At 70.7% G+C, this 22,352-nt stretch carries 23 protein-coding genes, 1 tRNA gene and 1 riboswitch; of the genes, 15 read left to right on the top strand and 9 right to left on the bottom strand.

The genetic code is table 11. The annotated features are described in order from the left end of the window. Positions 1 to 41 precede the first annotated feature (41 nt). Entirely contained in the window at positions 42 to 1,301 is a 1,260-nt protein-coding gene (locus OG251_RS14170) for a PTS transporter subunit EIIC (RefSeq protein WP_326677517.1), read from the bottom strand. A gap of 183 nt (positions 1,302 to 1,484) precedes the next feature. On the opposite strand from OG251_RS14170, the gene OG251_RS14165 reads away from it, so the two are divergent. From OG251_RS14165 to rdgB, 4 genes are all read left to right on the top strand, one after another. Further along, the gene (locus tag OG251_RS14165) at positions 1,485 to 1,757 is read left to right on the top strand and encodes a PTS glucose/sucrose transporter subunit IIB (protein ID WP_266806404.1); all 273 of its coding nucleotides are present in this window, start codon (positions 1,485 to 1,487) and stop codon (positions 1,755 to 1,757) included. A gap of 238 nt (positions 1,758 to 1,995) precedes the next feature. Then, positions 1,996 to 2,733 (top strand): ribonuclease PH, encoded by a 738-nt coding sequence (gene rph, locus OG251_RS14160; protein ID WP_326677516.1) that lies wholly within the window; start codon positions 1,996 to 1,998, stop codon positions 2,731 to 2,733. 128 nt (positions 2,734 to 2,861) lie between these two features. Further along, on the top strand, positions 2,862 to 3,251 hold the full coding sequence (locus tag OG251_RS14155; RefSeq protein ID WP_326677515.1) for a hypothetical protein: 390 nt from the start codon (positions 2,862 to 2,864) through the stop codon (positions 3,249 to 3,251). Positions 3,252 to 3,300: 49 nt separating this feature from the next. Continuing rightward, a complete protein-coding gene (gene rdgB, locus OG251_RS14150) occupies positions 3,301 to 3,903 on the top strand; it encodes an RdgB/HAM1 family non-canonical purine NTP pyrophosphatase (protein ID WP_266806408.1) in 603 nt (200 codons plus the stop codon). A gap of 60 nt (positions 3,904 to 3,963) precedes the next feature. Here the strand turns inward: rdgB and OG251_RS14145 are convergent. The 3 genes from OG251_RS14145 to bcp all read right to left on the bottom strand — a co-directional run bounded on the left by OG251_RS14145 (position 3,964) and on the right by bcp (position 6,245). Then, positions 3,964 to 4,047, bottom strand: a tRNA-Leu gene (locus OG251_RS14145). 34 nt (positions 4,048 to 4,081) lie between these two features. After that, positions 4,082 to 5,578, bottom strand: coding sequence for a glycine betaine/L-proline transporter ProP (gene proP, locus OG251_RS14140; RefSeq protein WP_326677514.1), 1,497 nt, complete (start codon positions 5,576 to 5,578; stop codon positions 4,082 to 4,084). Positions 5,579 to 5,777: 199 nt separating this feature from the next. Continuing rightward, positions 5,778 to 6,245 (bottom strand): thioredoxin-dependent thiol peroxidase, encoded by a 468-nt coding sequence (gene bcp / locus OG251_RS14135; RefSeq protein WP_326677513.1) that lies wholly within the window; start codon positions 6,243 to 6,245, stop codon positions 5,778 to 5,780. Positions 6,246 to 6,373: 128 nt separating this feature from the next. On the opposite strand from bcp, the gene OG251_RS14130 reads away from it, so the two are divergent. From OG251_RS14130 to OG251_RS14120, 3 genes are all read left to right on the top strand, one after another. Continuing rightward, on the top strand, positions 6,374 to 6,694 hold the full coding sequence (locus OG251_RS14130; protein ID WP_326677512.1) for a DUF3618 domain-containing protein: 321 nt from the start codon (positions 6,374 to 6,376) through the stop codon (positions 6,692 to 6,694). A 54-nt stretch (positions 6,695 to 6,748) separates the two neighbouring features. Next, entirely contained in the window at positions 6,749 to 7,090 is a 342-nt protein-coding gene (locus tag OG251_RS14125; protein ID WP_073723676.1) for a GroES family chaperonin, read from the top strand. An 83-nt stretch (positions 7,091 to 7,173) separates the two neighbouring features. After that, positions 7,174 to 7,242, top strand: a riboswitch (guanidine-III (ykkC-III) riboswitch). Positions 7,243 to 7,277: 35 nt separating this feature from the next. Next, positions 7,278 to 7,598, top strand: coding sequence for a DMT family transporter (locus OG251_RS14120; RefSeq protein WP_326677511.1), 321 nt, complete (start codon positions 7,278 to 7,280; stop codon positions 7,596 to 7,598). Positions 7,599 to 7,662: 64 nt separating this feature from the next. Here the strand turns inward: OG251_RS14120 and OG251_RS14115 are convergent, their stop codons facing one another. Then, positions 7,663 to 10,047: a transglycosylase domain-containing protein gene (locus OG251_RS14115; protein WP_326677510.1), complete on the bottom strand. Its 2,385-nt coding sequence runs from the start codon at positions 10,045 to 10,047 to the stop codon at positions 7,663 to 7,665. Between the two features lie 189 nt (positions 10,048 to 10,236). On the opposite strand from OG251_RS14115, the gene OG251_RS14110 reads away from it, so the two are divergent. The 4 genes from OG251_RS14110 to OG251_RS14095 all read left to right on the top strand — a co-directional run bounded on the left by OG251_RS14110 (position 10,237) and on the right by OG251_RS14095 (position 13,841). Next, positions 10,237 to 11,037: an ABC transporter permease gene (locus OG251_RS14110; RefSeq protein WP_326677509.1), complete on the top strand. Its 801-nt coding sequence runs from the start codon at positions 10,237 to 10,239 to the stop codon at positions 11,035 to 11,037. A gap of 43 nt (positions 11,038 to 11,080) precedes the next feature. Beyond that, complete coding sequence (locus OG251_RS14105; RefSeq protein WP_326681257.1) at positions 11,081 to 11,938, top strand: ABC transporter permease; 858 nt, start codon at positions 11,081 to 11,083, stop codon at positions 11,936 to 11,938. Positions 11,939 to 11,976: 38 nt separating this feature from the next. Further along, positions 11,977 to 13,035, top strand: coding sequence for an ABC transporter ATP-binding protein (locus OG251_RS14100; RefSeq protein ID WP_326677508.1), 1,059 nt, complete (start codon positions 11,977 to 11,979; stop codon positions 13,033 to 13,035). A gap of 107 nt (positions 13,036 to 13,142) precedes the next feature. Next, entirely contained in the window at positions 13,143 to 13,841 is a 699-nt protein-coding gene (locus tag OG251_RS14095; RefSeq protein ID WP_326681256.1) for a DUF1707 SHOCT-like domain-containing protein, read from the top strand. 109 nt (positions 13,842 to 13,950) lie between these two features. On the opposite strand, the gene OG251_RS14090 is transcribed toward OG251_RS14095, so the two are convergent. After that, positions 13,951 to 15,198, bottom strand: a complete 1,248-nt coding sequence (locus tag OG251_RS14090) for an SGNH/GDSL hydrolase family protein (protein ID WP_326677507.1) — start codon at positions 15,196 to 15,198, stop codon at positions 13,951 to 13,953. A gap of 97 nt (positions 15,199 to 15,295) precedes the next feature. Here OG251_RS14090 and OG251_RS14085 point away from each other — a divergent pair, with 97 nt between their 5' ends. After that, a complete protein-coding gene (locus OG251_RS14085; protein WP_326677506.1) occupies positions 15,296 to 16,771 on the top strand; it encodes a DUF445 domain-containing protein in 1,476 nt (491 codons plus the stop codon). Between the two features lie 188 nt (positions 16,772 to 16,959). Here OG251_RS14085 and OG251_RS14080 read toward each other — a convergent pair whose 3' ends face one another. Then, positions 16,960 to 17,262, bottom strand: a complete 303-nt coding sequence (locus OG251_RS14080; RefSeq protein WP_266931401.1) for a hypothetical protein — start codon at positions 17,260 to 17,262, stop codon at positions 16,960 to 16,962. A 157-nt stretch (positions 17,263 to 17,419) separates the two neighbouring features. Between OG251_RS14080 and OG251_RS14075 the strand changes: the two genes are divergently transcribed. Both OG251_RS14075 and OG251_RS14070 read left to right on the top strand, forming a co-directional pair. After that, a complete protein-coding gene (locus tag OG251_RS14075) occupies positions 17,420 to 18,433 on the top strand; it encodes a phosphotransferase (protein WP_326677505.1) in 1,014 nt (337 codons plus the stop codon). Positions 18,434 to 18,666: 233 nt separating this feature from the next. After that, entirely contained in the window at positions 18,667 to 19,074 is a 408-nt protein-coding gene (locus tag OG251_RS14070) for a hypothetical protein (RefSeq protein WP_326677504.1), read from the top strand. 170 nt (positions 19,075 to 19,244) lie between these two features. Here the strand turns inward: OG251_RS14070 and OG251_RS14065 are convergent, their stop codons facing one another. Continuing rightward, positions 19,245 to 20,591, bottom strand: a complete 1,347-nt coding sequence (locus OG251_RS14065) for an FAD-dependent monooxygenase (RefSeq protein WP_326677503.1) — start codon at positions 20,589 to 20,591, stop codon at positions 19,245 to 19,247. Between the two features lie 112 nt (positions 20,592 to 20,703). On the opposite strand from OG251_RS14065, the gene OG251_RS14060 reads away from it, so the two are divergent. Next, the gene (locus OG251_RS14060) at positions 20,704 to 21,306 is read left to right on the top strand and encodes a TetR/AcrR family transcriptional regulator (protein WP_326677502.1); all 603 of its coding nucleotides are present in this window, start codon (positions 20,704 to 20,706) and stop codon (positions 21,304 to 21,306) included. Between the two features lie 61 nt (positions 21,307 to 21,367). Here the strand turns inward: OG251_RS14060 and bla are convergent, their stop codons facing one another. Then, on the bottom strand, positions 21,368 to 22,324 hold the full coding sequence (gene bla / locus OG251_RS14055) for a class A beta-lactamase (RefSeq protein ID WP_326677501.1): 957 nt from the start codon (positions 22,322 to 22,324) through the stop codon (positions 21,368 to 21,370). Between the last annotated feature and the right edge of the window lie 28 nt (positions 22,325 to 22,352).

Raw genomic sequence — 22,352 nt, 5'->3', positions numbered from 1 at the left:
GGGCCTTGCGTGACCGGGACCGAAGTCCCGTAGAGAGGGTGCTACTTGGTGAGATCCTTCTCGATCTCCTGCTCCACTTCCTCGGGTTCGCGCCCTGGGGTCTGAAGATTGAACTTGGTGATCGCGAACCGGAAGATGACGTAGTAGATCACCGCGAAGCACAGTCCGATCGGGATGATCAGCCACGGTTTCGTGTCCAGATGCCAGTTGACCACGTAGTCGATCAGGCCCGCGGAGAAGCTGAATCCCGCATGGACCCCCAGTGCCCAGGTGACGCCCATCGAGACGCCGGTGAGGACCGCGTGCACGCCGTACAGCAACGGCGCCACGAACATGAACGAGAACTCCAGTGGCTCGGTGACACCCGTGACGAAGGAGGTCAGTGCCACGGACAGCATCAGGCCCGCCACCTCCTTGCGCCGCTCCGGCCGCGCGGTGTGCGCGATGGCCAGTGCTGCCGCCGGGAGGCCGAACATCATGATCGGGAAGAAGCCCGAGGTGAACTGTCCGGCCGACGGGTCCCCGGCGAAGAAGCGGGAGATGTCGCCCTGCACCGTCGCGCCGTCCGGGCCGGTGTACTCGCCCGCCTGGAACCAGAAGAAGGTGTTCAGGAACTGGTGCATGCCGATCGGGATCAACAGGCGGTTCGCGAAGCCGAAGATGGCCGCGCCCCATGCGCCGAGGTTGATCAGCTGCTTGGAGAACGAGGTCAGCGCGTCGCCGACCGGCTGCCACAGCAGGCCGAACAGCACGCCCAGGATCACGCAGAGGAACGCCATCAGGATCGGCACCAGGCGGCGGCCGTTGAAGAAGCCCAGCCAGTCCACCAGCTTGGTGCGGTGGTACCGCTGCCAGACCACGGCGGTGAGCAGGCCGATGAGGATGCCGCCGAGTACGCCCGGGTTCTGCGGAGTGCCGTTGGGCAGCGCCTCGGTCACCGAGTCGTCGACGGGGAAGGCGCCGAGCACACCCCGGTAGACGAGGAAGCCGACCACGGCGGCCAGTGCCGTCGAGCCGTCCGCCTTCTTCGCGAAGCCGATGGCCACACCGATGCAGAAGAGGAGGGGCAGGCCGGTGGTGCCGTCCAGGATGGCGTTGCCGCCGTTGAGCATGACCTTGGACGTCTTGTCCCAGAAGGCGCCGTGCAGATACGAGCTGAACAGGTTGCCGAGACTGACCAGCAGACCCGCCGCCGGGAGGACGGCCACCGGCAGCTGTAGGCTCCGCCCCACCTTCTGGAGGCCCTGGATCGGTCCGTTCCACCACTTTCGCTGCGGTACCGCAGCCGCGCTCGCACTCATCGGCATCCTCCCGGAACAAGCCACGTTTGGCGGTCGTTGCAAACTGGTGTAGACCAGTTGCGTTACGGTGCGGAGCCCGCCCGGAGGGCAGGGCGCCGGTGATCGTCATCCTTTGGGATAGTTCGGTTACTCGCCCGCGAAGATGGGCCAACCGTGCGTTAACGTGACGAAGCGGACCTATTGGTGGGCGCCGCGAAGCACGCGAAATCCAGGGAGAAGGACATGGCCAGCAAGGCTGAGAAGATCGTCGCCGGGCTCGGCGGTATCGAGAACATCGACGAGATCGAAGGCTGCATCACTCGCCTTCGCACCGAGGTCCACGACCCCAGCAAGGTCGACGAGGCCGCTCTCAAGGCGGCCGGTGCGCACGGCGTCGTGAAGATGGGCACCGCGATCCAGGTCGTCATCGGGACCGACGCGGACCCGATCGCCGCCGACATCGAAGACATGATGTGACCCGCTGACCCGCTGACCCGCTGACCCGACGGCAGGCGGTTCGAAGGCCCACGGTTCACCGCTCGACGGCCCCCCGCACGACCGCGCGACGGCCCCACCCCTGACCACCCGGGTCCGCGGCCCGCAGGCCCCGCTCCTCCCGAGGAGCGGGGCCTGCGCCGCTCCCGCGCACGGCCCCGCCCGCGCGGGTTCTTCACACCCGAACGGAGCCCCGCCGCCAGCGGATAAAGTCGACGCCATGTCTCGCATCGACGGCCGCACCCCCGAACAGCTCCGCCCCGTCACCATCGAACGCGGCTGGAGCAAGCACGCCGAAGGCTCAGTCCTCATCTCCTTCGGCGACACCAAGGTCTTCTGCACCGCCTCCGTCACCGAAGGTGTCCCGCGCTGGCGCAAGGGCAGCGGCGAAGGCTGGGTCACCGCCGAGTACTCCATGCTGCCCCGCTCCACCAACACCCGCGGCGACCGCGAAGCGGTCCGCGGCAAGATCGGCGGCCGCACCCACGAGATCAGCCGTCTCATCGGCCGCTCGCTGCGCGCCGTCATCGACTACAAGGCACTCGGCGAGAACACCATCGTCCTGGACTGCGACGTCCTCCAGGCCGACGGCGGCACCCGCACCGCCGCGATCACCGGCGCCTATGTCGCCCTCGCCGACGCCGTCGCCTGGGCCCAGGGCAAGAAGATCATCAAGCACGGCCGCAAGCCGCTCACCGACACCGTCGCCGCGATCAGCGTCGGCATCGTCGACGGCATCCCGCTCCTCGACCTCTGTTACGAGGAGGACGTCCGCGCCGACACCGACATGAACGTCGTCTGCACCGGCGACGGCCGCTTCGTCGAGGTCCAGGGCACGGCGGAGGCCGCACCGTTCGACCGCACGGAACTGGGCGCCCTCCTCGACCTCGCCACCGCGGGCTGCGTGGACCTCGCCGCGCTCCAGAACCAGGCACTGGCCGGCACCCTCCCCGAGTAGGACCGGCCGGCACCCTCCCCGGGTAAAGAAGCAACCAAGTACGCACCACATGGCGTCGTTACGTTCACGGGCGCACGGGTCGAACCGTGCGCCCGTCCACGTATCGCCCCCCGGGGAGGGACCGCATCATGGCCTCGCGCCGCCACCACCGCACCGCAATAGCCGTCACCGCCGCCCTGCTGACCCTCACCGCCGCGGCCGGCTGCGGCGCCGTCGACAAGGCCATCGACTGCGTCCGTACCGCCGACGCCATCGCCACCAGCGTGAACAACCTCCAGCAGGCCATCTCCAACGCCTCCGAGGACCCGACGCAGGCGTCCGAGGCGCTGGACGAGATCGACAAGGAACTGAAGAACCTCGGCGACACCACCGACAACGCCGACCTCGGAAAGGCCGTCGACGATCTCCAGGACGGCGTCGGCAACGTCCGCGCCTCCATCGAGAAGGGCGACGCCACCCCGGACATCACCCCGGTCACCGACGCCGCCACCGAGATCGGCAAGGTCTGCACGTCGTAGCGCCCATGCCCCGGCCGGGACCCCGGCCGCGCACGGCGATAATCGGGGCATGACCCGCCTGATCCTCGCCACCCGCAACGCCGGGAAAATCACCGAACTCCACGCGATCCTCGCCGACGCGGGCCTGGCCCACGATCTCGTCGGCGCGGACGCGTACCCCGACATCCCCGACGTCAAGGAAACCGGCGTCACCTTCGCCGAGAACGCCCTCCTGAAGGCCCACGCCCTGGCCAGGGCCACCGGCCACCCGGCCGTCGCCGACGACTCCGGCCTCTGCGTCGACGTCCTCGGCGGCGCCCCCGGCATCTTCTCGGCCCGCTGGTCCGGGACCCACGGCGACGACCGGGCCAACCTGGACCTGCTCCTGGCACAACTCGCCGACATCGACGGCGAGCACCGCGCCGCCCACTTCGCCTGTGCCGCGGCCCTGGCCCTTCCCGACGGCACGGAACGCGTGGTCGAGGGCCGCCTCCTGGGCACCCTGCGCCACACCCCGTCGGGGACGAACGGCTTCGGCTACGACCCGATCCTCCAGCCCGAGGGCGAGAGGCGTACCTGCGCGGAGCTCACCCCGGCGGAGAAGAACGCCATCAGCCACCGGGGCAAGGCGTTCCGGGCGCTGGTGCCGGTGGTACGGGAGCTGGTGGGCTGAGCCCGCAGACACGGAAACGGCCTGCGCATCGGTCCTTCGATGCGCAGGCCGTCCGTTCTGTGCGGCGGAAGGGATTCGAACCCTCAAGCCGTTTCACGGGCCACAGATCCTAAGTCTGCTGTGTCACCTCTGCACCACCGCCGCCGGCCGCCTGCCATGGTACTCGCCGCGAGGCCGATCAGAACTTGGGTTCCGGTGTCTGGGCCGCGCAGATTTCCGCGGCCTCCTCGTCCGTCTCCACCGAGGGCGGGGAGCCGGCCAGGGGCTTGTTGGCCGTTTCCTTCATACAGGCCACGGCGATCACACCGACCAGGGCGGCCGCCATCGCGTAGTACGCGGGCATCAGGTTCGAGCCGGTCCAGCTGATCAGCGCGGTGATCACCAGGGGGGTGGTGCCGCCGAAGATCGACGCGGAGAGGTTGTAGCCCACCGAGAGGGAGCCGTAGCGGACGTTGGTGGGGAAGAGCGCGGGCAGTGCGGCGGACATCGTGCCGAGCATGCAGACCAGGGACAGGCCCAGCATCAGCATGCCGATCGTGATGGCGGGGATGCTGCCCTGGCGGATCAGCAGGAACGCCGGAAGCGACAGGACGAGGAAGCCGAGCATGCCCGCCATCAGCAGCGGCTTGCGGCCGAAGCGGTCGGAGAGCTTGCCGACCTGGCTGATGATCAGCATCAGGAAGACCATGACGGCGAGCAGGATCAGCAGGCCGTGGGTCTCGCTGTAGCCGAGTTCGTCGGAGAGGTACGTCGGCATGTACGACAGCAGCATGTAGTCGGTGATGTTGTACGCGCCGACCAGACAGATGCAGAGGATCAGCGTCGGCCAGTACTCGCGGAAGATCTTGGCGAGATCGCCCTTGGCGGTGGACTCGACGCCGTCGGCGGCCTCGGTCGCGTGGGCGGTGCCGCCCTCCAGCTTCTGGAAGGCCGGGGTCTCGTCGAGGCGCAGCCGCAGATAGAGGCCGACCAGGCCGAGGGGGCCCGCGACCAGGAACGGGATGCGCCAGCCCCAGGACTCCATCTGGCCGGTGTCCAGGAGCGCGTAGAGCGCGGTCACCAGACCCGCGGCGCCGACGTATCCGGCGAGGGTGCCGAACTCCAGGAAGCTGCCGAAGAAACCGCGGCGCTTGTCGGGGGCGTACTCGGCGATGAAGGTGGACGCGCCGCCGTACTCACCGCCCGTGGAGAAGCCCTGGAGCATCCGGAAGAAGATCAGCAGGGCGGGGGCCCAGATGCCGATCGTGCCGTGGGAGGGGATGAGGCCGATGGCGAAGGTGCCGACCGCCATCAGGATCATGGTGAGGGCGAGGACCTTTTTCCGGCCGACCTTGTCGCCCATGGGACCGAAGAACATTCCCCCGAGTGGCCGAACGAGGAAGGCCACGGCGAAGGTCGCGAACGAGGAAAGCAGCTGGGTGGTGTCGTTCCCGGACGGGAAGAAGACATGCCCGATGGTGACGGCCAGGTAGGAGTAGATACCGAAGTCGAACCACTCCATGGCGTTCCCGAGCGAGGCCGCCTTCACCGCACGCTTGACCGCCTGGTCGTCGGTGACCGTGATGTCGGTCCGGCGCAGCTTGGGATTCTGACGCTTCCGGATGGCCCGGAACAGCGCGGGATGGCGTTTGACCGCTTCGGGGTCGGCCGCCTGGTGGGGGTCGGAGGCCGCCATGGCCGGGTCCTTTCCTCGGAGGGTGTTCCAGGAAAGGCTTCTGCGCGGGCATGGCGGCTGCAAACCGAATCAGGGACCGATTGCGATGTCCCTCACATATTTTCGGCCATGGAGGAGACCCGGAACGGCCCCGGCTGCCGGTGCTCGGACTGCCGGGGCCGTCGGTGTCCGGGCAGCCGGGCCGGCGGGGACGCGCGGCTCAGATACCGAGGTCCTTGATGATCTTGGCGACATGGCCGGTCGCCTTGACGTTGTAGAAGGCGTGCTCCACCTTGCCCTCCTCGTCGACCACGACGGTCGAACGGATGACGCCCGTCACCACTTTGCCGTAGAGCTTCTTCTCGCCGAAGGCGCCGTACGCCTCAAGGGTCTCCTTGGACGGGTCGCCGACCAGCGTGACCTTCAGGTTCTCCTTCTCCCGGAACTTGGCGAGCTTCTCCGGCTTGTCGGGGGAGACGCCGATGACGTCGTATCCGGCGGTGGCCAGAAGGTCCAGGTTGTCGGTGAAGTCGCAGGCCTGCTTGGTGCAGCCGGGCGTGAGGGCGGCCGGGTAGAAGTACACGATGACCTTGCGGCCCTTGTGGTCCGCGAGCGAGATCCCGTTGCCGTCGGCGTCGGGGAGGGTGAAGGCGGGGGCGGTGTCGCCGGGCTGGAGTCGCTCGCTCATGGTTCTCCTCAGGTGGCACGTGGGGTGTATGGGACCGAGCGTAATAGGGGTGCCGCCGGGTGTGCGGGCGGTCGAGCTGACAGACTGTCGATGACGGTTTACCGGACGAGGACCACGGAGGCGGCGCAGTGTCGGATGCCAGGAGCCCTGCGCAGATCGAGGCGGACATCATCAGCAGGCGCGAGCAGCTCGCGGTGGTGCTCGATGAGATCGGGGTGCGGGTGCACCCGAAGACGATCATCGGCGACGCGAAGGCCAAGGTCGCCCAGACGGTGGACCGGACGGCCGGCCGTGCGTTCGTCGCGGTGAACCGTTCGGTGTCGGACGTGAAGGCCCAGTTCGTGTCGGAGGACGGTGCTCCGCGTCTGGAGCGGGTGATCCCGGCGGCGCTGCTGGTGGTCGGCGTGGTGGGCCTGCTCACCCTGTCGGCGCGGCGCGGGAAGAAGTGACCGGTCGCACCCCGGAGGCGTACGGATCAGGGCGGGGCAGGTAGGTTTCGGGTCGTGAGCGACGACACCCACGACGACAAGCTGCCCATCCGTATGCTGCACGACCGCGTGCTGGTACGGAGCGATACGCCCGAGGGCGAGCGGCGTTCCGGCGGCGGCATCCTGATTCCGGCCACGGCCGCGGTGGGCCGGCGGCTCGCCTGGGCCGTGGTGGTCGCCGTCGGTCAGAACGTGCGGACGGTCGAGCCCCGGGACCGGGTGCTGTACGACCCCGAGGACCGTGCCGAGGTCGAGGTGCGGGGCGTGGCGTACGTGCTGATGCGGGAGCGTGATCTGCACGCGGTGGCCGCGGACCGGTTCGAGGGCTCGGTGGATTCGACCGGGTTGTATCTGTAGCCGCGTTTCGTTGCGTGTTCCGTCCCGCGCCGTGGTGTGAGCTGTGGGGAAGGGCCTGGTGACCGGTGTCACCGGGCCCTTTGCCCGTTCTTTGCTACGGTGGGGGGACCCCGACGAGACGCGCCGTACCGGGCTGGCAAAGACGACGCACCCGTGTTGTTCACGAGTTTTCGTCGGAGGTGCCGTCATGGCCTGGGTTCTGTTGATTGTCGCCGGTCTGCTCGAAGTGGGCTGGGCGATCGGGATGAAGTACACCGAGGGGTTCACCCGGCTGTGGCCGAGTGTGTTCACCGGCCTCGGGATCGTGGCGAGCATGGCGCTGCTGTCCCAGGCGGCGAAGACGCTCCCGATCGGTACGGCGTACGGCGTGTGGGTCGGTATCGGTGCGGCCGGAGCCGCGGTGGTCGGCATGCTGGTCCTGAACGAACCGGCGACCGCCGCGCGGATCTTCTTCGTGTGTCTGCTGCTGATCGCCGTGGTGGGCCTGAAGGCGACCTCCGGACACTGATCCGGTCACCGCGCTCCGACCGGTCACCGTTCGCACGCCCGCGGCCCCCGCCCACGCCATCCGGTCACCGGTCGCGTGGGCGGGGGCCGCGGGCGCCTTCGGTGAAGCCGCCGCCGTCGCCGCCCGCGGTGTCGGTCCCCCCGTCCGCCGCGCCGCCGTTGCCTCCGTTGCCGCCGCCGGTGTCCGCGCCGCCGTCCGTCCCTCCGGTGGTCCCGCCGTCGGTGCCGCCCGTGTCCGTACCGCCGTCGGTCTGCCCGCCGGTGTCCGTCGCGCCCTCGGTCGGGCCGGGGGTGGTGGGGGCCGTGCTGGAGGGGCTGGACGGGGGCGGGCCGGAGGGGGTGTCGCTCGGTTCGGCCGGTGCGCTGGATCCGGGTTCCTCCGTGGTGGGCGGTGCGGATTCGTCCGCGCCGTCTTCCAGTTCGAGGTCGAAGTCCTGTACGTCGGAGGAGCGCAGGGCGGCGGCCGTGTAGGCGGCCCAGGTCTGGGCGGGAGCGCCGCCCCCGTTGACGCGGGGCAGTCCGAGCGCTCCGTAGAGCGGTTTCTGTACGCCGGTGTCGGGGTCCTGGCCCATGACCGCGATGACGGTCGCGAGGTCGGGGGTGTACCCGGCGAACCAGGCGGCCTTGTCCTCCTCGGCGGTGCCGGTCTTGCCCGCGGCGGGGCGGCCCGCGGCTTGGGCTGCGGTGCCGGTGCCGCCGTCGACGACGCTGCGCAGGATCGAGGTGGTGGTGTCGGCGGCCTCGCGGGTGACGGTCTGCTTGGTCTTCCGGCCGGGGAGGGCGACGTCCGCGCCGTCCTTGCTGACCTTCTCGACGAGGGTGTACGCGCCGTGCCGGCCGTGGTTGGCGAGGGTGGCGTACGCCTCGGTCATGTCCAGGACGCTGGCGGTGGCGGGGCCGAGCGCGATGGAGGGCGACGCGGTGAGGTCGGGGGTGTTCGCGGGGATGCCGAGGGCGACGGCGGTGTCCTTGACCTTGCCGGGGCCGACGTCCTGGGCCATCTGTGCGTAGACGGCGTTGATGGACTTGTCCGTGGCGGTCCGGACGGTGACGGGGCCGTAGCTGACGTCGTCCTCGTTGGCCGGGGCGTATCCGGTGGAGCCGCCGGGGCCCTGGACGGTGCGCTTGTTGGTGCCGTCGTAGATCGTGTTGGGGGTGATCCGCCGGCCGTCCCGCGTGGTGGAGTCGTTGGCGACGGCGGAGGTGAAGACGAATGGCTTGAAAGTGGAGCCGACCTGGTAGTCGCGGCGGGTGGCGTTGTTGACGTACTGCTTCGTGTAGTCGATGCCGCCGTACATGGCGACGACCTCACCGGTGCCGGGTGTGATGGAGGCGCCGCCGACGCGGACGTTGCGGTCGGCCTCCCGGTCGTCGCTCGTCCTGGACATCACCTGGGTGTCGACGGCCTTGACGAGGGCGTTCTGCTTCTTCTTCTCCAGTGTGGTGGTGATCCGGTAGCCGCCGGTGGCGAGGGTCGTCTCGTCGATGATCCCGTTGCCGGTGAGGTAGTCCTCGACCGCCTGGACGAGGTAGCCGCGCTGCCCGGAGAGCCCGGTGGCCGGCTTGGCCTTGCCGGGGACGGGGAACTTCGTCGCGGCGCGCTCCGCGGTGCCGAGCCACTGCTCCTTGACCATGCCGTCCAGGACGTAGTTCCAGCGGCCGAGGGCGGCGGCCTTGTTCTCGGGGTGGACGACGACGTCGTACGCGCTGGGCGCGTTCAGCAGCGAGGCGAGGTAGGCGCCCTCGCCGGTGCTGAGGTCCTCGACGTTCTTGCCGTAGTACGCCTGCGCGGCGGCCTGGATGCCGTAGGCGTTGCGGCCGAAGTAGCTGGTGTTGAGGTAGCCCTCGAAGATCTGGTCCTTGCTCTCCTCGCGATTGAGCTTGACCGCGATGAAGAACTCCTTGGCCTTGCGGACGACGGTCTGTTCCTGGCCGAGGTAGTAGTTCTTGACGTACTGCTGGGTGATGGTCGAACCGCCCTGCTTGCCCTTGCCGGTCAGGGTGTTCCAGGCGGCGCGGACCATGGCCTTCACGTCCACGGCGCGCTCGGAGTAGAAGTCGCGGTCCTCGGCGGCGAGCACGGCGTGCTGGACGGTGAGGGGGACCTGGGAGAGCTGGACCTTCTCCCGGTTGATCTCGCCGTCACGCGCGATGACGCTGCCGTCCTGGTAGAGGTAGACGTTGGACTGTGCGGTGGCGCTGGCGTTGGCGGCCGGGATGTCGACGAGCTGGTATCCGGCGATGAAGCCGCCGACGAGCAGCAGGGCGATGCCGAGTACGGTGCCCAGGACCATGCGCCACGTGGGGACGAGGCGGCGCCAGCCGGTCCTCCTGGGGCGCTTCTTGCGCCCCTTCTTTCCCTTCGCGCCCGGCGCACCACTTCCGTCGTCGGGGGTGGCCGCGGCGTCCGTGTGGTCCCGCGGGGCCCAGTTCTGTGGGTCGTCGCTCATATCGGTGGAGACTCCTCGGCCGCGGTCAGTTCTCCCATAGTGCCCGTTTCGCCGGGAAATCTTCGGATCATCCTTCAATGAGGGTCCCGGATAACCGCTCGCGGTGGCCGCCCGGCGTGCACTAGGGTCGTGCGCTTTGGTGTCGGGGCCGGGTCGGGGGCCCGGCCGGGGTGGGGGGAAGGGGGCGACGTGCGGCTCTACGCAGTGGTGGCGGCCGGTGGATTCCGGCGCCATGCCACGTACCGGATGGCGACGGCGGCGGGCGTGTTCACCAACACCGTCTTCGGCTTCATCATGGCGTACACCTATACGGCGCTGTGGGACGAGCGTCCGCAGCTCGGCGGCTACGACACCGCGCAGGCGCTGACCTATGTGTGGCTGGGGCAGGCGTTGCTGATGACCTGCGCCATGATGGGCGGCGGCTTCGAGGACGAGCTGATGGAGCGGATCCGTACCGGCGACATCGCCGTGGATCTCTACCGGCCGGCCGACCTCCAGCTGTGGTGGCTGGCGGGGGATCTGGGCCGGGCGGCGTTCCACCTGCTGGGGCGCGGCATCATCCCGATGGCGCTCGGCGCGTTCGCCTTCGATCTGGCGCTGCCCGGCTCGGCGTGGACATGGCTGGCGTTCCTCGTCTCGGTGGCGCTCGGTGTGGTGGTCAGTTTCGCGGTGCGCTACGTGGTCGCGCTGTCGGCTTTCTGGCTGATGGACGGGGCGGGCGCGATGCAGATCACCTGGCTGGCGGGGCTGTTCTTCTCCGGGATGCTGCTGCCGCTGAATCTGTTCCCCGGGGCGCTGGGCGAGGTGGCGCGGGCGCTGCCGTGGTCGTCGCTGCTCCAGGTGCCGGCCGATGTGCTCCTCGGGAAGCACGAGGGGTGGGGGCTGGTGCGGGCGTACGCCTTCCAGGCGGGCTGGGCGGTGGCGCTGCTGCTGGCGGGGCGGCTCCTTCAGGGCGTGGCGACCAGGAGGGTGGTGGTTCAGGGTGGTTGAGACGGTGGTGGCCGCGGACGCGGGGGGAGAGCCGGGCAGGGGGCTGGACGAGGTGCCGCGGGAGTCGCCCCCGATCGCGTTCGGGGAGCGGTCCCGGGTGGTCGAGGGGTTCCGGGCGTACGGGCTGATCGTGGCGATGTGGCTGCGCTCGACGATGGCGTACCGGGCCTCGTTCGTCATGACGACGTTCGGGAACTTCGCGGCGACGGCCTTCGACTTCGTCGCGATCATGCTGATGTTCTCCCACGTCGACTCGCTGGGCGGCTATTCGCTGCCCGAGATCGCCCTGCTGTACGGGGTGTCGGGGACCGCGTTCGGGCTGTCCGATCTGGTGCTGGGGTCGATGGACCGGCTGGGCAGGCGGGTGCGGGACGGGACGCTGGACACCCTGCTGGTGCGCCCGGTCCCGGTGCTGGCGCAGGTGGCGGCCGACCGGTTCGCGCTGCGCAGGCTGGGGCGGGTCACCCAGGGGCTGCTGGTGCTCGGGTACGCGCTGGTGTCGCTGGACATCGCGTGGACACCGCTGAAGGTGCTGATGCTGCCGCTGATGGTGCTGAGCGGGGCGGCGGTCTTCGGGGCGGTGTTCGTGGCGGGGGCGGCGTTCCAGTTCTTCGCGCAGGACGCCTCCGAGGTGCAGAACTCCTTCACGTACGGCGGGACGACGCTGCTCCAGTACCCGCCGTCGATCTTCGCGAAGGATCTGGTGCGCGGGGTGACGTTCGTGGTGCCGCTGGCCTTCGTCAGCTGGCTGCCCGCGCTGTATGTGCTGGGCCGGGACTACCCGTTGGACCTGCCGCAGTGGGTGGCGTTCCTGCCCCCGGTGGTGGCGGCGCTGTGCTGGGTGCCGGCGGGTCTCGCGTGGCGGGCGGGGCTGCGCGCGTACCGGAGCACGGGAAATTGACCGGCGGACGTGAGGACGGCGAGAGGGTGACGCGGGACATGGGTACGGATACGGACACGGGTACCGGAATCGGTAGGGGCGGCACCGGCGCGGACGCGGATTTCATCGTGCTCGACGGGGTCGAGAAGGTCTTCGACGTACGCCGCAGAACGGGCTTCCTGCGCCGGGAGCGGCACGAGGTGCGGGCGGTCGACGGCATCAGCTTCCGGGTGCCGCGCGGCGAGATGGTCGGGTACATCGGCCCGAACGGGGCCGGCAAGTCGACCACGATCAAGATGCTGACGGGGATTCTCACCCCGAGCGGCGGCAGCCTGCGGGTCGCGGGCATCGATCCGTCCCGGGAGCGTACGCGGCTGGCGCACCGGATCGGGGTGGTGTTCGGGCAGCGGACGACGCTGTGGTGGGACCTGCCGTTGCGGGACTCGTACCGGCTGATGCACCGGATGTACCGGATTCCCGACCGCCGCTTCCGGGAGAACCTGGACCGCTGTGTCGAACTCCTGGACCTGGGCGAGCTGTTGGAGGTACCGGTACGTCAGCTCTCGCTGGGTCAGCGGATGCGCGGGGACATCGCGGCGGCGCTGCTGCACGATCCGGAGGTGCTGTATCTGGACGAGCCGACGATCGGGCTCGATGTGATCTCGAAGGCCAAGGTCCGGCAGTTCCTGCGGGACCTGAACGAGGAGCGGTCCACGACCGTTCTGCTCACCACGCACGATCTGACCGATATCGAGCAGCTGTGCAAGCGGGTCATGGTGATCGACCACGGGCGGCTGATGTATGACGGGGCGCTCGCCGGGCTCCACGAGGTGGGGGAGAGCGAGCGCACGCTGGTGGTCGATCTGGAGCGTGAACTCCCGCCGATCGACCTGGACTCGGGCACGGGCCCCGGAGCGGGTGCGGCGGCCGGGGGGCCGGGCTCGGGGGTCCGGGTGGTGAAGGTGGAGGGGCCCCGGCAGTGGCTGTCCTTCCCGGCGTCGGTGTCGGCGGCCCCGCTGGTGGCACGGATCGCGGCGGAGTATCCGCTGGTCGACCTGTCGGTGCGGGAGCCGGACATCGAGGCCGTGATCGCGAAGATGTACGCGTCGGCCCCGTAGCGGAGCGGGCGCGTTCCGGCCGCGGCGCGCGGGCGTGGGCGCGCTCGTCTGTGACGGGAGCCGGTGCGTTCAATAGGCTGCGCGGTATGACAAGTGAACTTCCGGAAATGCGTGCCTCCGACGCCGAGCGTGAGCGCATCGCCGAGCTGCTGCGTGAGGCGGTGGCCGAGGGCCGGCTGGACATGGACGAGTTCGAGCAGCGCCTCGACGCGACCTACAAGGCCCGTACGCATGGGGAGTTGGAGCCGATCGTCCGGGATCTCCCGGCACCGGGCACCGTGGTCGCGCCGCCCGGTGCGCCGACGCCCCCGGTGCCGGGCAGGCCGGGGAGCTGGCCGTCGCGGATCGGGGGCCCCGCCACCTCCACGGGGGCCTTCGCGTTCTGGAGCGGGTTCACCCGGAAGGGTCACTGGACGGTGGGCCGGAAGTTCACGGCGTTCGCGATGTGGGGCGGCGGTGAGATCGATCTGCGCGAGGCGAACTTCGAGGACCGCGAGGTGGTCATCCGCTGCTTCACGGTCATGGGCGGCATGCATGTGACGGCGCCGCCGGAGCTGAACGTCGAGGTCAAGGGCATCGGCATCATGGGCGGCTTCGGCGAGGGCTCGAACGAGGAGGGCGCACCCGCACCGGACGCCCCGCAGGTGCGGATCACCGGCTTCGCGCTGATGGGCGGTGTCGGCGTGGACCGCAAGCGGACCAAGGCGGAACGGCAGCGGCTCCGGGACGCGGAGCTGGCGCGGGACCGGGAGCGGAACGCGCTGGGGAAGCCGGACGAGGGCGACGGCCGCAAGGAACTGGGCTGAGCCCTGCCCCCGTGCCGGACACTCCCGACGGACCGGAGCCGTCCGGCACGGGGGGTTCGCCCCGCGCGGGGGACGTCCCGCGCCGACGTCGCCCCGCACCGGGGCGGCGTCAGAACGTGTCGGACTTCGGGGCGCCGACCAGGGACTTGAGGTCGATGTGCCGGCCGAGGGTGCGGTAGCCGTCGTCGTTGAGGTGCAGATGGTCGCCGGAGTCGTACGACGGGAGGAGCCGGTTGGGCGCGTACGGGTCGCGTACCGCCCGGTCGAAGTCGACGTACGCGTCGAAGATCCCGCCCGCCCTGATCCGCTCGTTGACGGCCAGCCGTACGGCGTTGCGCGCGGGCGTCCAGGTGGCGTACCCCTCGTACGGGGTCAGCGTCGCCCCGACGACCCGCAGCCCGCGGGCGTGCGCCCGCTCGGTGAGGGCGCGGAAGCCGTCCAGGATGCGCTGTGGGTCCGTCTCCTGCGGGGCCTGCTGCACGTCGTTGATGCCGAGCGCGACGAACACGGTCTTCACTCCGGCGACCGAGAGGACGTCGCGTTCGAAGCGGCCCGTTCCGCCCTGGCCGCTGATGCCGGTGAGGCCGTCGCGCAGCAGCCGGTTCCCGGCTATGCCCTGGTTGGCGACGCCGTACGTGCCGCGCAGCCGGTCGGCGAGGACATCGGGCCAGCGGGCGTTGGCGTCGGTGGTGGAGCCGCTGCCCGCGGTGATCGAGTCGCCGATGACGACGACGGTGCCGGGCGCGCGCTCGTTGCGGACGTCCACGGCGGTGAGGTAGCGCCACCGGGTGGTGCTCCAGGTGCCGTGCTCGTCGGCCAGGTAGGACGTCTGGTGCGCGTTCGGGTGGAAGGTGACGGGACCGCCCCCGTGCGGGGTGCGCAGCGTGACCAGCAGGTCGGTGTCGGCGGCGACGGGCACCACGACGGGGTCGCTGACGACCTGTCCGCCCGCGGCGACGGTGACACGGGGCGCGCCCTTGAAGGTCACCGGACGGGTGTTGACGGTGGCCTGGTCGACCACCAGGGGAGCCGCGCCGAAGAGGTTGGAGAGGGTGATGCGGGCCGCGTCACCGCCGACGCTGGTGTGCACGGTGTTGCGGATGGTGCGTCCCGGGAAACCGTGCGCGGTACGCGGCTCGGCGCTGACGGGTGCGCTGGTCCAGGTGGCGACCCAGTTGCCGCCGGAGTGGGCCGGGGCGGCGGGACTGCGGGCCGCCGCGTGCGCCTCGGCGCCGGTGAACGGGGCCGGGGGCCGCGGGCCGGAGAGCAGCGTCGTGCCGAAGGCCACGGCGGCGGCGAGTGCGGCGGTGCCCGCCACAAGGGCGATGAGCAGGGCATACCCCTGGCGCCTGGGCATGTGCGGTGTTTCTCCTTGTGCTGATCGGGCTGGTCCCATGATGCGACAGGCCGCGGGGAACTCGACGTGCGGCCCGGGAGTAGGTGAGGTAAGGACAATGCGTACGGCGCGGGGGCGATGCGTACGCGGACGGGTGGAGCGGATGGAACGGGCCGGAGCCGGAGAGCAGGACGCGGTGCAGAAGTCAGTGGAGGGCCCACAGGACCGGCAGGTCCCGGAGGGGCAGGGGCGCGCGGAGGGCGGGTCCGGCACGCCGCCGGACCCGGACGACGGGTCCGGTTCCGGGCGCCGGGCGGCCTCGCCGCTCGCCTCGTTCGCGTACACCGCGGCCGACGAGGAGAAGCGGCGCGGAGTACGCCGTATGAAGACCACCGCCACGGGTCTCCTTCTGCTCGTCGCGCTCGTGTACGTCCTCGCCACCTGGGCGAAGAACGCGGGTGTGGGCGGCTGGCCGGGCTACGTCGCGGCGGCCGCCGAAGCGGGAATGGTGGGCGCGCTGGCGGACTGGTTCGCCGTCACGGCGCTCTTCCGGCGCCCGCTCGGCCTGCCCATCCCGCACACCGCCATCATTCCCACCAAGAAGGATCAGCTCGGAGCGTCACTTGGTTCCTTCGTGGGGGAAAACTTTCTCTCCTCAGGGGTCGTTCGTGACCGAATTCACGCTCTGGGCGTCGGCCGGCGGGTGGGTGCCTGGCTCGCGGAGCCGGATCACGCCGACCGGGTCACCGCCGAGCTGGCGACCGCGCTGCGCGGTGCGCTGACCGTCCTGCGGGACTCCGACGTCCAGGCGGTGGTCGGCGAGGCGATCACCCGGCGGGCGGACGCGGTGGAGGTCGGCCCCGGACTCGGCAAGATGCTGGAGAAGGTCGTCGCGGACGGGGGGCACCGCAGGGTCGTGGACCTCGTCTGCGTACGGGCGCACGACTGGCTGGTGGAGCACGGCGACTCGGTGATGGACGCGGTGCAGGGCGGGGCGCCGGGGTGGACGCCGCGCTTCGTGGACAAGCGGGTGGGGGAGCGGGTCTACAAGGAGCTGCTGCGCTTCGTCACGGAGATGCGCGACATGCCGGGGCACCCGGCGCGCGGCTCGATCGACACGTTCCTGACGGATTTCGCGGCGGATCTCCAGACGGACTCCGACACCCGGGCCAGGGTGGAGCGGCTGAAGTCGGAGGTGCTGGGCCGCCGTGAGGTCCAGGACGTCATCGCGTCGGCCTGGTCCTCCGTACGCACGATGATCATGGCGGCTGCGGAGGACGAGCAGAGCGAACTGCGGCTGCGGGCCCGCGCCTCGCTGATGTCGCTGGGCGCCCGGCTGGCGACGGACGAGCGTCTGCAGGCCAAGCTGGACGGCTGGCTGGAGGACGCGGCGGCGTATGTCGTCACGACGTACCGCGCGGAGATCACCTCACTGATCAGCGACACGGTGGCGGGCTGGGACGCGGACCAGACCTCGAAGAAGATCGAGGCGCACATCGGCCGTGACCTGCAGTTCATCCGGATCAACGGCACGGTGGTGGGCGCGTTGGCGGGGCTGGTCATCTACACGGTGTCGCGGGCACTGGGGGGGTAGGGGCCGGCCCCGGACCAGGGCCTCGCGTCCGGACCGGGGCCTCGCGTCCGGACCGGGACTTCTCGTCCGGACCGGGACTTCTCGCCCCCGGACGAGACCTCTCCTCCGGGGGCGAGAGCTCTCGTCCGCACCAGGAACCGGAGCAGGGCCTCTCGTCCGGACGAGAGGCCCCGCGGGTGGTGCGTTTCTCAGGCGGCGCGGCGGGTGACCGCCCAGGACGCGGCGGCCACGCCGCCCGCGACGGCGAACACGGCGGGCCAGGCGCCGACCTTCTTGGCGAGCGGGTGCGATCCGGCGAACGCGGCGACGTACGCGACGGTCAGCCCGGCCGCCGCGCGGGGGCCCGCCTGCCGGTTCCACTCGTACGCGGCGAGGGACCCGGCGGCGGCGAGCGCGACCCCGCCCAGCGGCCGCTTCTTGGTCCACCGGGCGACGCCGTAACCCCCGACAAGTCCGCTCGCAGCCACTGCCGCTGCCGGAACCTTCGCCATTGCCGCCACCTTCGCTCTCGTGTTCTCGACTCCCGGCCTCCGGCCCCCGGCTCTCGCCGTCGGGGCCGTCGGGGCCGCCGAGCCGTCGTCAGGTCTCGCCACCGAGGCTAACGCGGACACGGGAGGGGCGCTCCGGCGGCTTCGTTAGGGTGCCGGCATGAAGGACCAGCCCATGGATCTCGACTTATCCGCCCTCGCTGACACCCTCGCCGCCTGGGAAGTGGACCCCGCGTCACTGACGTACGCGCCCGTCGGCTTCGGCGATCACCACTGGACCGCGCGGACCGCCGACGGGCGGCGCTGGTTCGTGACGGTGGCCGACCTGGCGCACAAGCCGTACTGCGGCGCGGGTGTGGAAGCGGCCCGGGAGGGGCTGCGCCGGGCGATGGACACGGCCGCCGCACTGAACGCGGACGCCGGTCTGGACTTCGTCGTCGCACCTCTGCGGACGGCCTCCTCCGGTGCCTCCTCCACGGCCTCCTCCGGTGCCACCGTGCGCCGGCTCGGGGACCGGTACGCGGTGAGCGTCTTTCCGTACCTGGACGCGTCCGCGGGCCGCTTCGGGCGGGAACTGCCGCCGGAGCACCGCCGCCTGCTCGTGGAGCGGCTGGCCGTGCTGCACCGCACTCCCACGCCCGCTGCGACGCCGGTGCACCGGCCGGGACTTCCGGACCGCGCCCCGCTGGAAGCGGCTCTGCGCGAGCCGTTGGACGCCTTCGCGCCGGACAGCGGCCCGTACGCCGAACGCTGCCGCGCGCTGCTGACGGACAGCGCCCGCGGTCTCCGCCACCGGCTCGGGGAGTTCGACGAGCGGACCGCGCGCCTGATCCGGCAGGCACCGACCCCGGTCGTGACGCACGGCGAACCGCATCCGGGCAACGTCCTGGACCCGGGCGGGCGGAACCTGCTGGTCGACTGGGACACGGTCGCCCTCGCGGTGCCCGAGCGTGACCTCTGGCTCTGCTCCCCGGACCCGGACGACCTCGCCCGCTACGAGGAGCTGACCGGCCACCGCCCCGACCGGGACCGGCTCACCTATTACGCGCTCCGCTGGGCCTTCGACGACGTGGCCGCCTGCCTCGACGTGTTCCGCGCCCCGCACGCCGCGACACCGGACACCGCACAGGCATGGGAGGGGCTGACGGGGGCCGTGGCACAGCTGAACGTCTGAGGGCCCATGGGGTTCACGGAAAATTTGACCACGGTGGTGCCATAGAAAAAGCGCCACTGATCTGCGGTTTCCTTCGTCGGAGTCACATCGTGGCGCCACTCACGCCATGCATGGCGCCGCGAATGACTCGTCATGGCGCCATTGATGTGCCATGATGGTGTCACGGAAGCGGGGGTGGTCAACCACCACCGCGAAGACCAGAAACCGAAGCAGATTCAGAGGAGCACCCCACCATGTCCATCACCCTGACCGACCAGGACAAGAACACCCTGCGCACCGCCGCGTACGGCGCCGTCGCACTGCTGGCCGCCGCCGACGCCGCCGGTTCGCCCCACAAGGCCGCCACGCGCGGCAGCATCGCCCTGTACTCCGCGACCGGCCCGGTCGGGCACGTGCTCGCGGAGAAGTCGAAGGGCGTGAAGCTGAACGGCAAGTCCGTGGCCGCCATCGCCGACGAGGTGCTGCCGGCCCTGACGGAGGGGATGAGCCTGCTCAAGAAGGAGGACCCGGCGGAGGCCGACAACTTCCGCAGCGCGGTCATCGTCGCCGTCGAGGCGGCCACCGTGGCACACAAGGGCGCGCCCAGCCCCACCCTGGCCGAGATGACCCGCAAGATCACCGGGGCTCTCGACGCCGCCTGATGGGCACGCTCTCGCACCGGCACCACCAGAGCTGTCGGCACCACCGGCACCACCAGCGCTGTCGGTGCCACCAGCAACACCAGCACCACCAGCAACACCAGCACCACCGTCGTCCAACTCGTCCGTGTCCGGAGCGCGATGGCCGCAGCGCTCCGGACAGGGACGCCTCCTCAGGCGGTATAACCGTCCGGGCGGACCAGGAGCGTGTCCTGCCGGTCGCTCGCCCAGTGGACGACGGTGGTGCGCTCGTCGCCCGGCTCCACCCGGCCGCGCGGCACGACACGGACGAACGTCCCCGCGCGCAGCGCCTCGTACAGCCGGCCCTCCTGGAGCCGGACATCGGGCACGCGCCTGACTCCCGGTCCGTAGGTGAGGCCGATCCCGGACAGTGTGCCCAGCAGGCGGCGGTTGGCGAGGGGCAGGTGGCCGACGGCGAAGGCGGCGACGGTGCGCAGTCCGCGCAGGGCCGGGGTCTGCGCCATGGCGAAGCGCAGCATCGTGCCGCTGCTGCGGATCACCTCCCTGCCGATCGGGTGCCGTTCCGTGTGGTAGGTGTCCAACAGCCCTTCCGGCTCCTGCCCGTTGATGACGGCGGCGAGCTTCCATCCCAGGTTCGCCGCGTCCTGGAGCCCGGTGTTCATGCCCTGGCCGCCCACGGGGGAGTGGGTGTGCGCGGCGTCCCCCGCGAGCAGTACGCGGCCGACCCGGTACCGCGCGACCTGCCGTTCGTCGCTGTGGAACCGGGACATCCAACGGGCGTCGTGCATGCCGAAGTCGGTGCCGAAGACGCGCTGGAGGATCCCGCGCAGTTCTTCCGGATCGACGGGCTCGGCGTCGGCCATGTCGCCGTGCGTACGGTCCCAGCCGCCCACGCGCCAGTAGCCGTCGCCGAAGGGCATGGTGAAGGCGAAGGACCGCCCCGACCGGCTGACCGCCACCGTCGGCTCCGGCTCCCCGGTCAGCCTCACGTCGGCGAGGACGATCGACTTGATCACGGAGTGTCCGGGGAAGGGCAGCCCGAGCGACTCGCGGACGGCGCTGCGGGTGCCGTCCGCGCCCACCGCGTAGGCGGACCGGAGGGTTTCGGCCGTCCCGTCCTCGCCGGTGAACTCGACCGTGACGCCCTCACCGTCCTGCGAGACACCGGTGACCCGTGCTCCGTGGCGGAAGGTGGCTCCGTGCTCGACGGCGCGGCGCAGCAGAAGGTTCTCCACCTCGTACTGCGGGGTGGTCAGGAGGTACGGGAAGCGGGTGCGGAGTCCGGAGAGGTCGATCGCGAGCGAGCCGAGGAGGCGAAGCTCGGTGATCTTGTGGCCGATCGTGACGAGTGGGTCGGCGAGGCCCCTCGCGTCGAGCTGTTCCATGGTGCGGGCGTGCACGCCGAAGGCGCGGGTCAGGTTGCTGATGCCCGCGGGGCGCTTCTCGATGACGGTGACGGACACACCCGCGGCGGCGAGATCACCCGCGAGCAGCAGTCCGGTGGGTCCTGATCCAACGATGGTGACGGTGCCGTCCATGATGGCCTCCCGAAGCCCACGCTTGTTGGTCAACGCTTGTTGTCAACGTAGAGCTGCCGTTCTGGACTGTCAACGCTTGTTGGCCTACGTCTGTTGGCATACGTTTGTCGGCATGAGCCGAGACGTGAAGCAGGACCCGACGCGGGGGCCGCAGGAGCCGCAGTCCCGCCGTTCCGACGCCACCCGCGCGACCATCCTCACCGCGGCACTCGAACGCTTCGCGGCCGACGGTTACGAGCGGGCCACCATCAGGGCGATCGCCAAGGACGCCCGTATCGACCCCTCGATGGTGATGCGCTACTACGGCAACAAGGAGAAGCTCTTCGCGGCGGCCTGCGCGGTCGATCTGCGCCTCCCCGACCTGACGGCGGTCCCCACGGCGGAGATGGGACGCAGGCTCGTGGGCCACTTCGTCGACCTCTGGGAGCAGAACGGAGTTCTGACCGCACTGCTCAGGGTCGGGGTGACCAACCCGGCGGGCGCGGAGCGCATGCAGGAGATCTTCAAGCAGCAGCTGCTGCCGCTGGCCGTCCGGATCTGCCCGGCCCCGGCCACGGCCCCCGCCCGCGCCGCCCTGGTCTCCTCCCAGATGCTCGGTATGGCGCTGACCCGCTATGTGCTGCGCTTCCCGGTCGCCGTCGCGATGACCCGCGAGGAGGTCATGGACTGGCTGGCCCCCACGGTCCAGCGCTATCTGACCGCCGAGGGGCCGTAGGCGTCACCGGGCGCCCGATGACGTAACCGCGCGGGAAGCCGGGGGCGCGGTCCGGCCGGACTCAGGCCAGGGCGTTGAGGGCGACCTCTGCGGCCCCGGCGATGAGGGCGTCATCCGCCTCGGCGTCGCGGGTGTCGCGGCGGGAGAGGACGGCGATGGTGATCGGCGCGGCGTCCGGGGGCCAGACGATCGCGATGTCGTTGCGCGTGCCGTACCCGCCGCTGCCGGTCTTGTCGCCGACCTGCCAGCCGGCCGGGGCACCGGCCCGGATGGTCGTGTCACCGGTGGTGTTGCGCTTGAGCCAGTCGGTCAGCACGGCCCGTTTGCCGACGGGCAGCGCGTCGTCCAGGACGTAGGCGCGCAGGTCGGTGGCGAGGGCGCGCGCCGTGCTGGTGTCACGGACGTCGCCGGGGACGGCGTCGCTGAGGGCGACCTCGTAGCGGTCGCACCGGGTGACGCGGTCACCGATGGCGACGAGGGCGCTCTGTAGGCCCCTGGGGCCGCCGAGTTCGCGGAAGAGGAGGTTGGCCGCGCCGTTGTCGCTGTATCGGACGGCGGCGTCGCACAGTTCCCGCAGGGTGAGCTCGGAGCCGACGGCCTTTTCCGTGACGGGTGAGTGTCCGACGGGGACGTCGCGGCCGATCCGTACGCGCCGGCCGAGTCCCTTCAGGGAATTCCTGTCCAGTACGGCGCCGGCGAGCAGCGCCTTGCAGGTGGACGCGTAGGCGAAGCGTTCGTCGGACCGGTGGGTGACGAACAGACCGTTGCCGGTGTCGAGCGCGTAGACGCCCAGCCGGGCGTCGAACTTCCGCTCCAGTGCGGCGAACGCGCGGTCCGTCCGGCGCTTGTCGGGGGCGGGGGCCGGGGAGCCGGAACCGGAGCCGGAACCCGATGGGGGTCGTGGCGTGGCATCGGGCGCGGCATCGGACGTCGTCGTTCCGCAGCCCATGAGGGGGAGGGTGGCGGTAAGGCCGGTCAGTCCGGTGAGTGCGGCGCGGCGTGAGATACGGGTACGCATGGGTGGGCGGCTCTCCGTTCGTTCGTCG

It is taken from the genome of Streptomyces sp. NBC_01237 (genome assembly GCF_035917275.1).
Classification (GTDB): domain Bacteria; phylum Actinomycetota; class Actinomycetes; order Streptomycetales; family Streptomycetaceae; genus Streptomyces.
The sequence above is the reverse complement of the archived record's forward strand: the minus strand, read 5'-3'. Positions and strand labels throughout refer to the sequence as shown.

Coding starts and splice junctions, on each gene's coding strand:
- OG251_RS14170 (WP_326677517.1), bottom strand. CDS start 1,301: ATGAGTGCGAGCGCGGCTGCGGTACCGCAGCGAAAGTGGTGGAACGGA.
- rph (WP_326677516.1), top strand. CDS start 1,996: ATGTCTCGCATCGACGGCCGCACCCCCGAACAGCTCCGCCCCGTCACC.
- OG251_RS14155 (WP_326677515.1), top strand. CDS start 2,862: ATGGCCTCGCGCCGCCACCACCGCACCGCAATAGCCGTCACCGCCGCC.
- rdgB (WP_266806408.1), top strand. CDS start 3,301: ATGACCCGCCTGATCCTCGCCACCCGCAACGCCGGGAAAATCACCGAA.
- proP (WP_326677514.1), bottom strand. CDS start 5,578: ATGGCGGCCTCCGACCCCCACCAGGCGGCCGACCCCGAAGCGGTCAAA.
- bcp (WP_326677513.1), bottom strand. CDS start 6,245: ATGAGCGAGCGACTCCAGCCCGGCGACACCGCCCCCGCCTTCACCCTC.
- OG251_RS14120 (WP_326677511.1), top strand. CDS start 7,278: ATGGCCTGGGTTCTGTTGATTGTCGCCGGTCTGCTCGAAGTGGGCTGG.
- OG251_RS14115 (WP_326677510.1), bottom strand. CDS start 10,047: ATGAGCGACGACCCACAGAACTGGGCCCCGCGGGACCACACGGACGCC.
- OG251_RS14100 (WP_326677508.1), top strand. CDS start 11,977: ATGGGTACGGATACGGACACGGGTACCGGAATCGGTAGGGGCGGCACC.
- OG251_RS14095 (WP_326681256.1), top strand. CDS start 13,143: ATGCGTGCCTCCGACGCCGAGCGTGAGCGCATCGCCGAGCTGCTGCGT.
- OG251_RS14090 (WP_326677507.1), bottom strand. CDS start 15,198: ATGCCCAGGCGCCAGGGGTATGCCCTGCTCATCGCCCTTGTGGCGGGC.
- OG251_RS14085 (WP_326677506.1), top strand. CDS start 15,296: ATGCGTACGGCGCGGGGGCGATGCGTACGCGGACGGGTGGAGCGGATG.
- OG251_RS14080 (WP_266931401.1), bottom strand. CDS start 17,262: ATGGCGAAGGTTCCGGCAGCGGCAGTGGCTGCGAGCGGACTTGTCGGG.
- OG251_RS14075 (WP_326677505.1), top strand. CDS start 17,420: ATGAAGGACCAGCCCATGGATCTCGACTTATCCGCCCTCGCTGACACC.
- OG251_RS14070 (WP_326677504.1), top strand. CDS start 18,667: ATGTCCATCACCCTGACCGACCAGGACAAGAACACCCTGCGCACCGCC.
- OG251_RS14065 (WP_326677503.1), bottom strand. CDS start 20,591: ATGGACGGCACCGTCACCATCGTTGGATCAGGACCCACCGGACTGCTG.
- OG251_RS14060 (WP_326677502.1), top strand. CDS start 20,704: ATGAGCCGAGACGTGAAGCAGGACCCGACGCGGGGGCCGCAGGAGCCG.
- bla (WP_326677501.1), bottom strand. CDS start 22,324: ATGCGTACCCGTATCTCACGCCGCGCCGCACTCACCGGACTGACCGGC.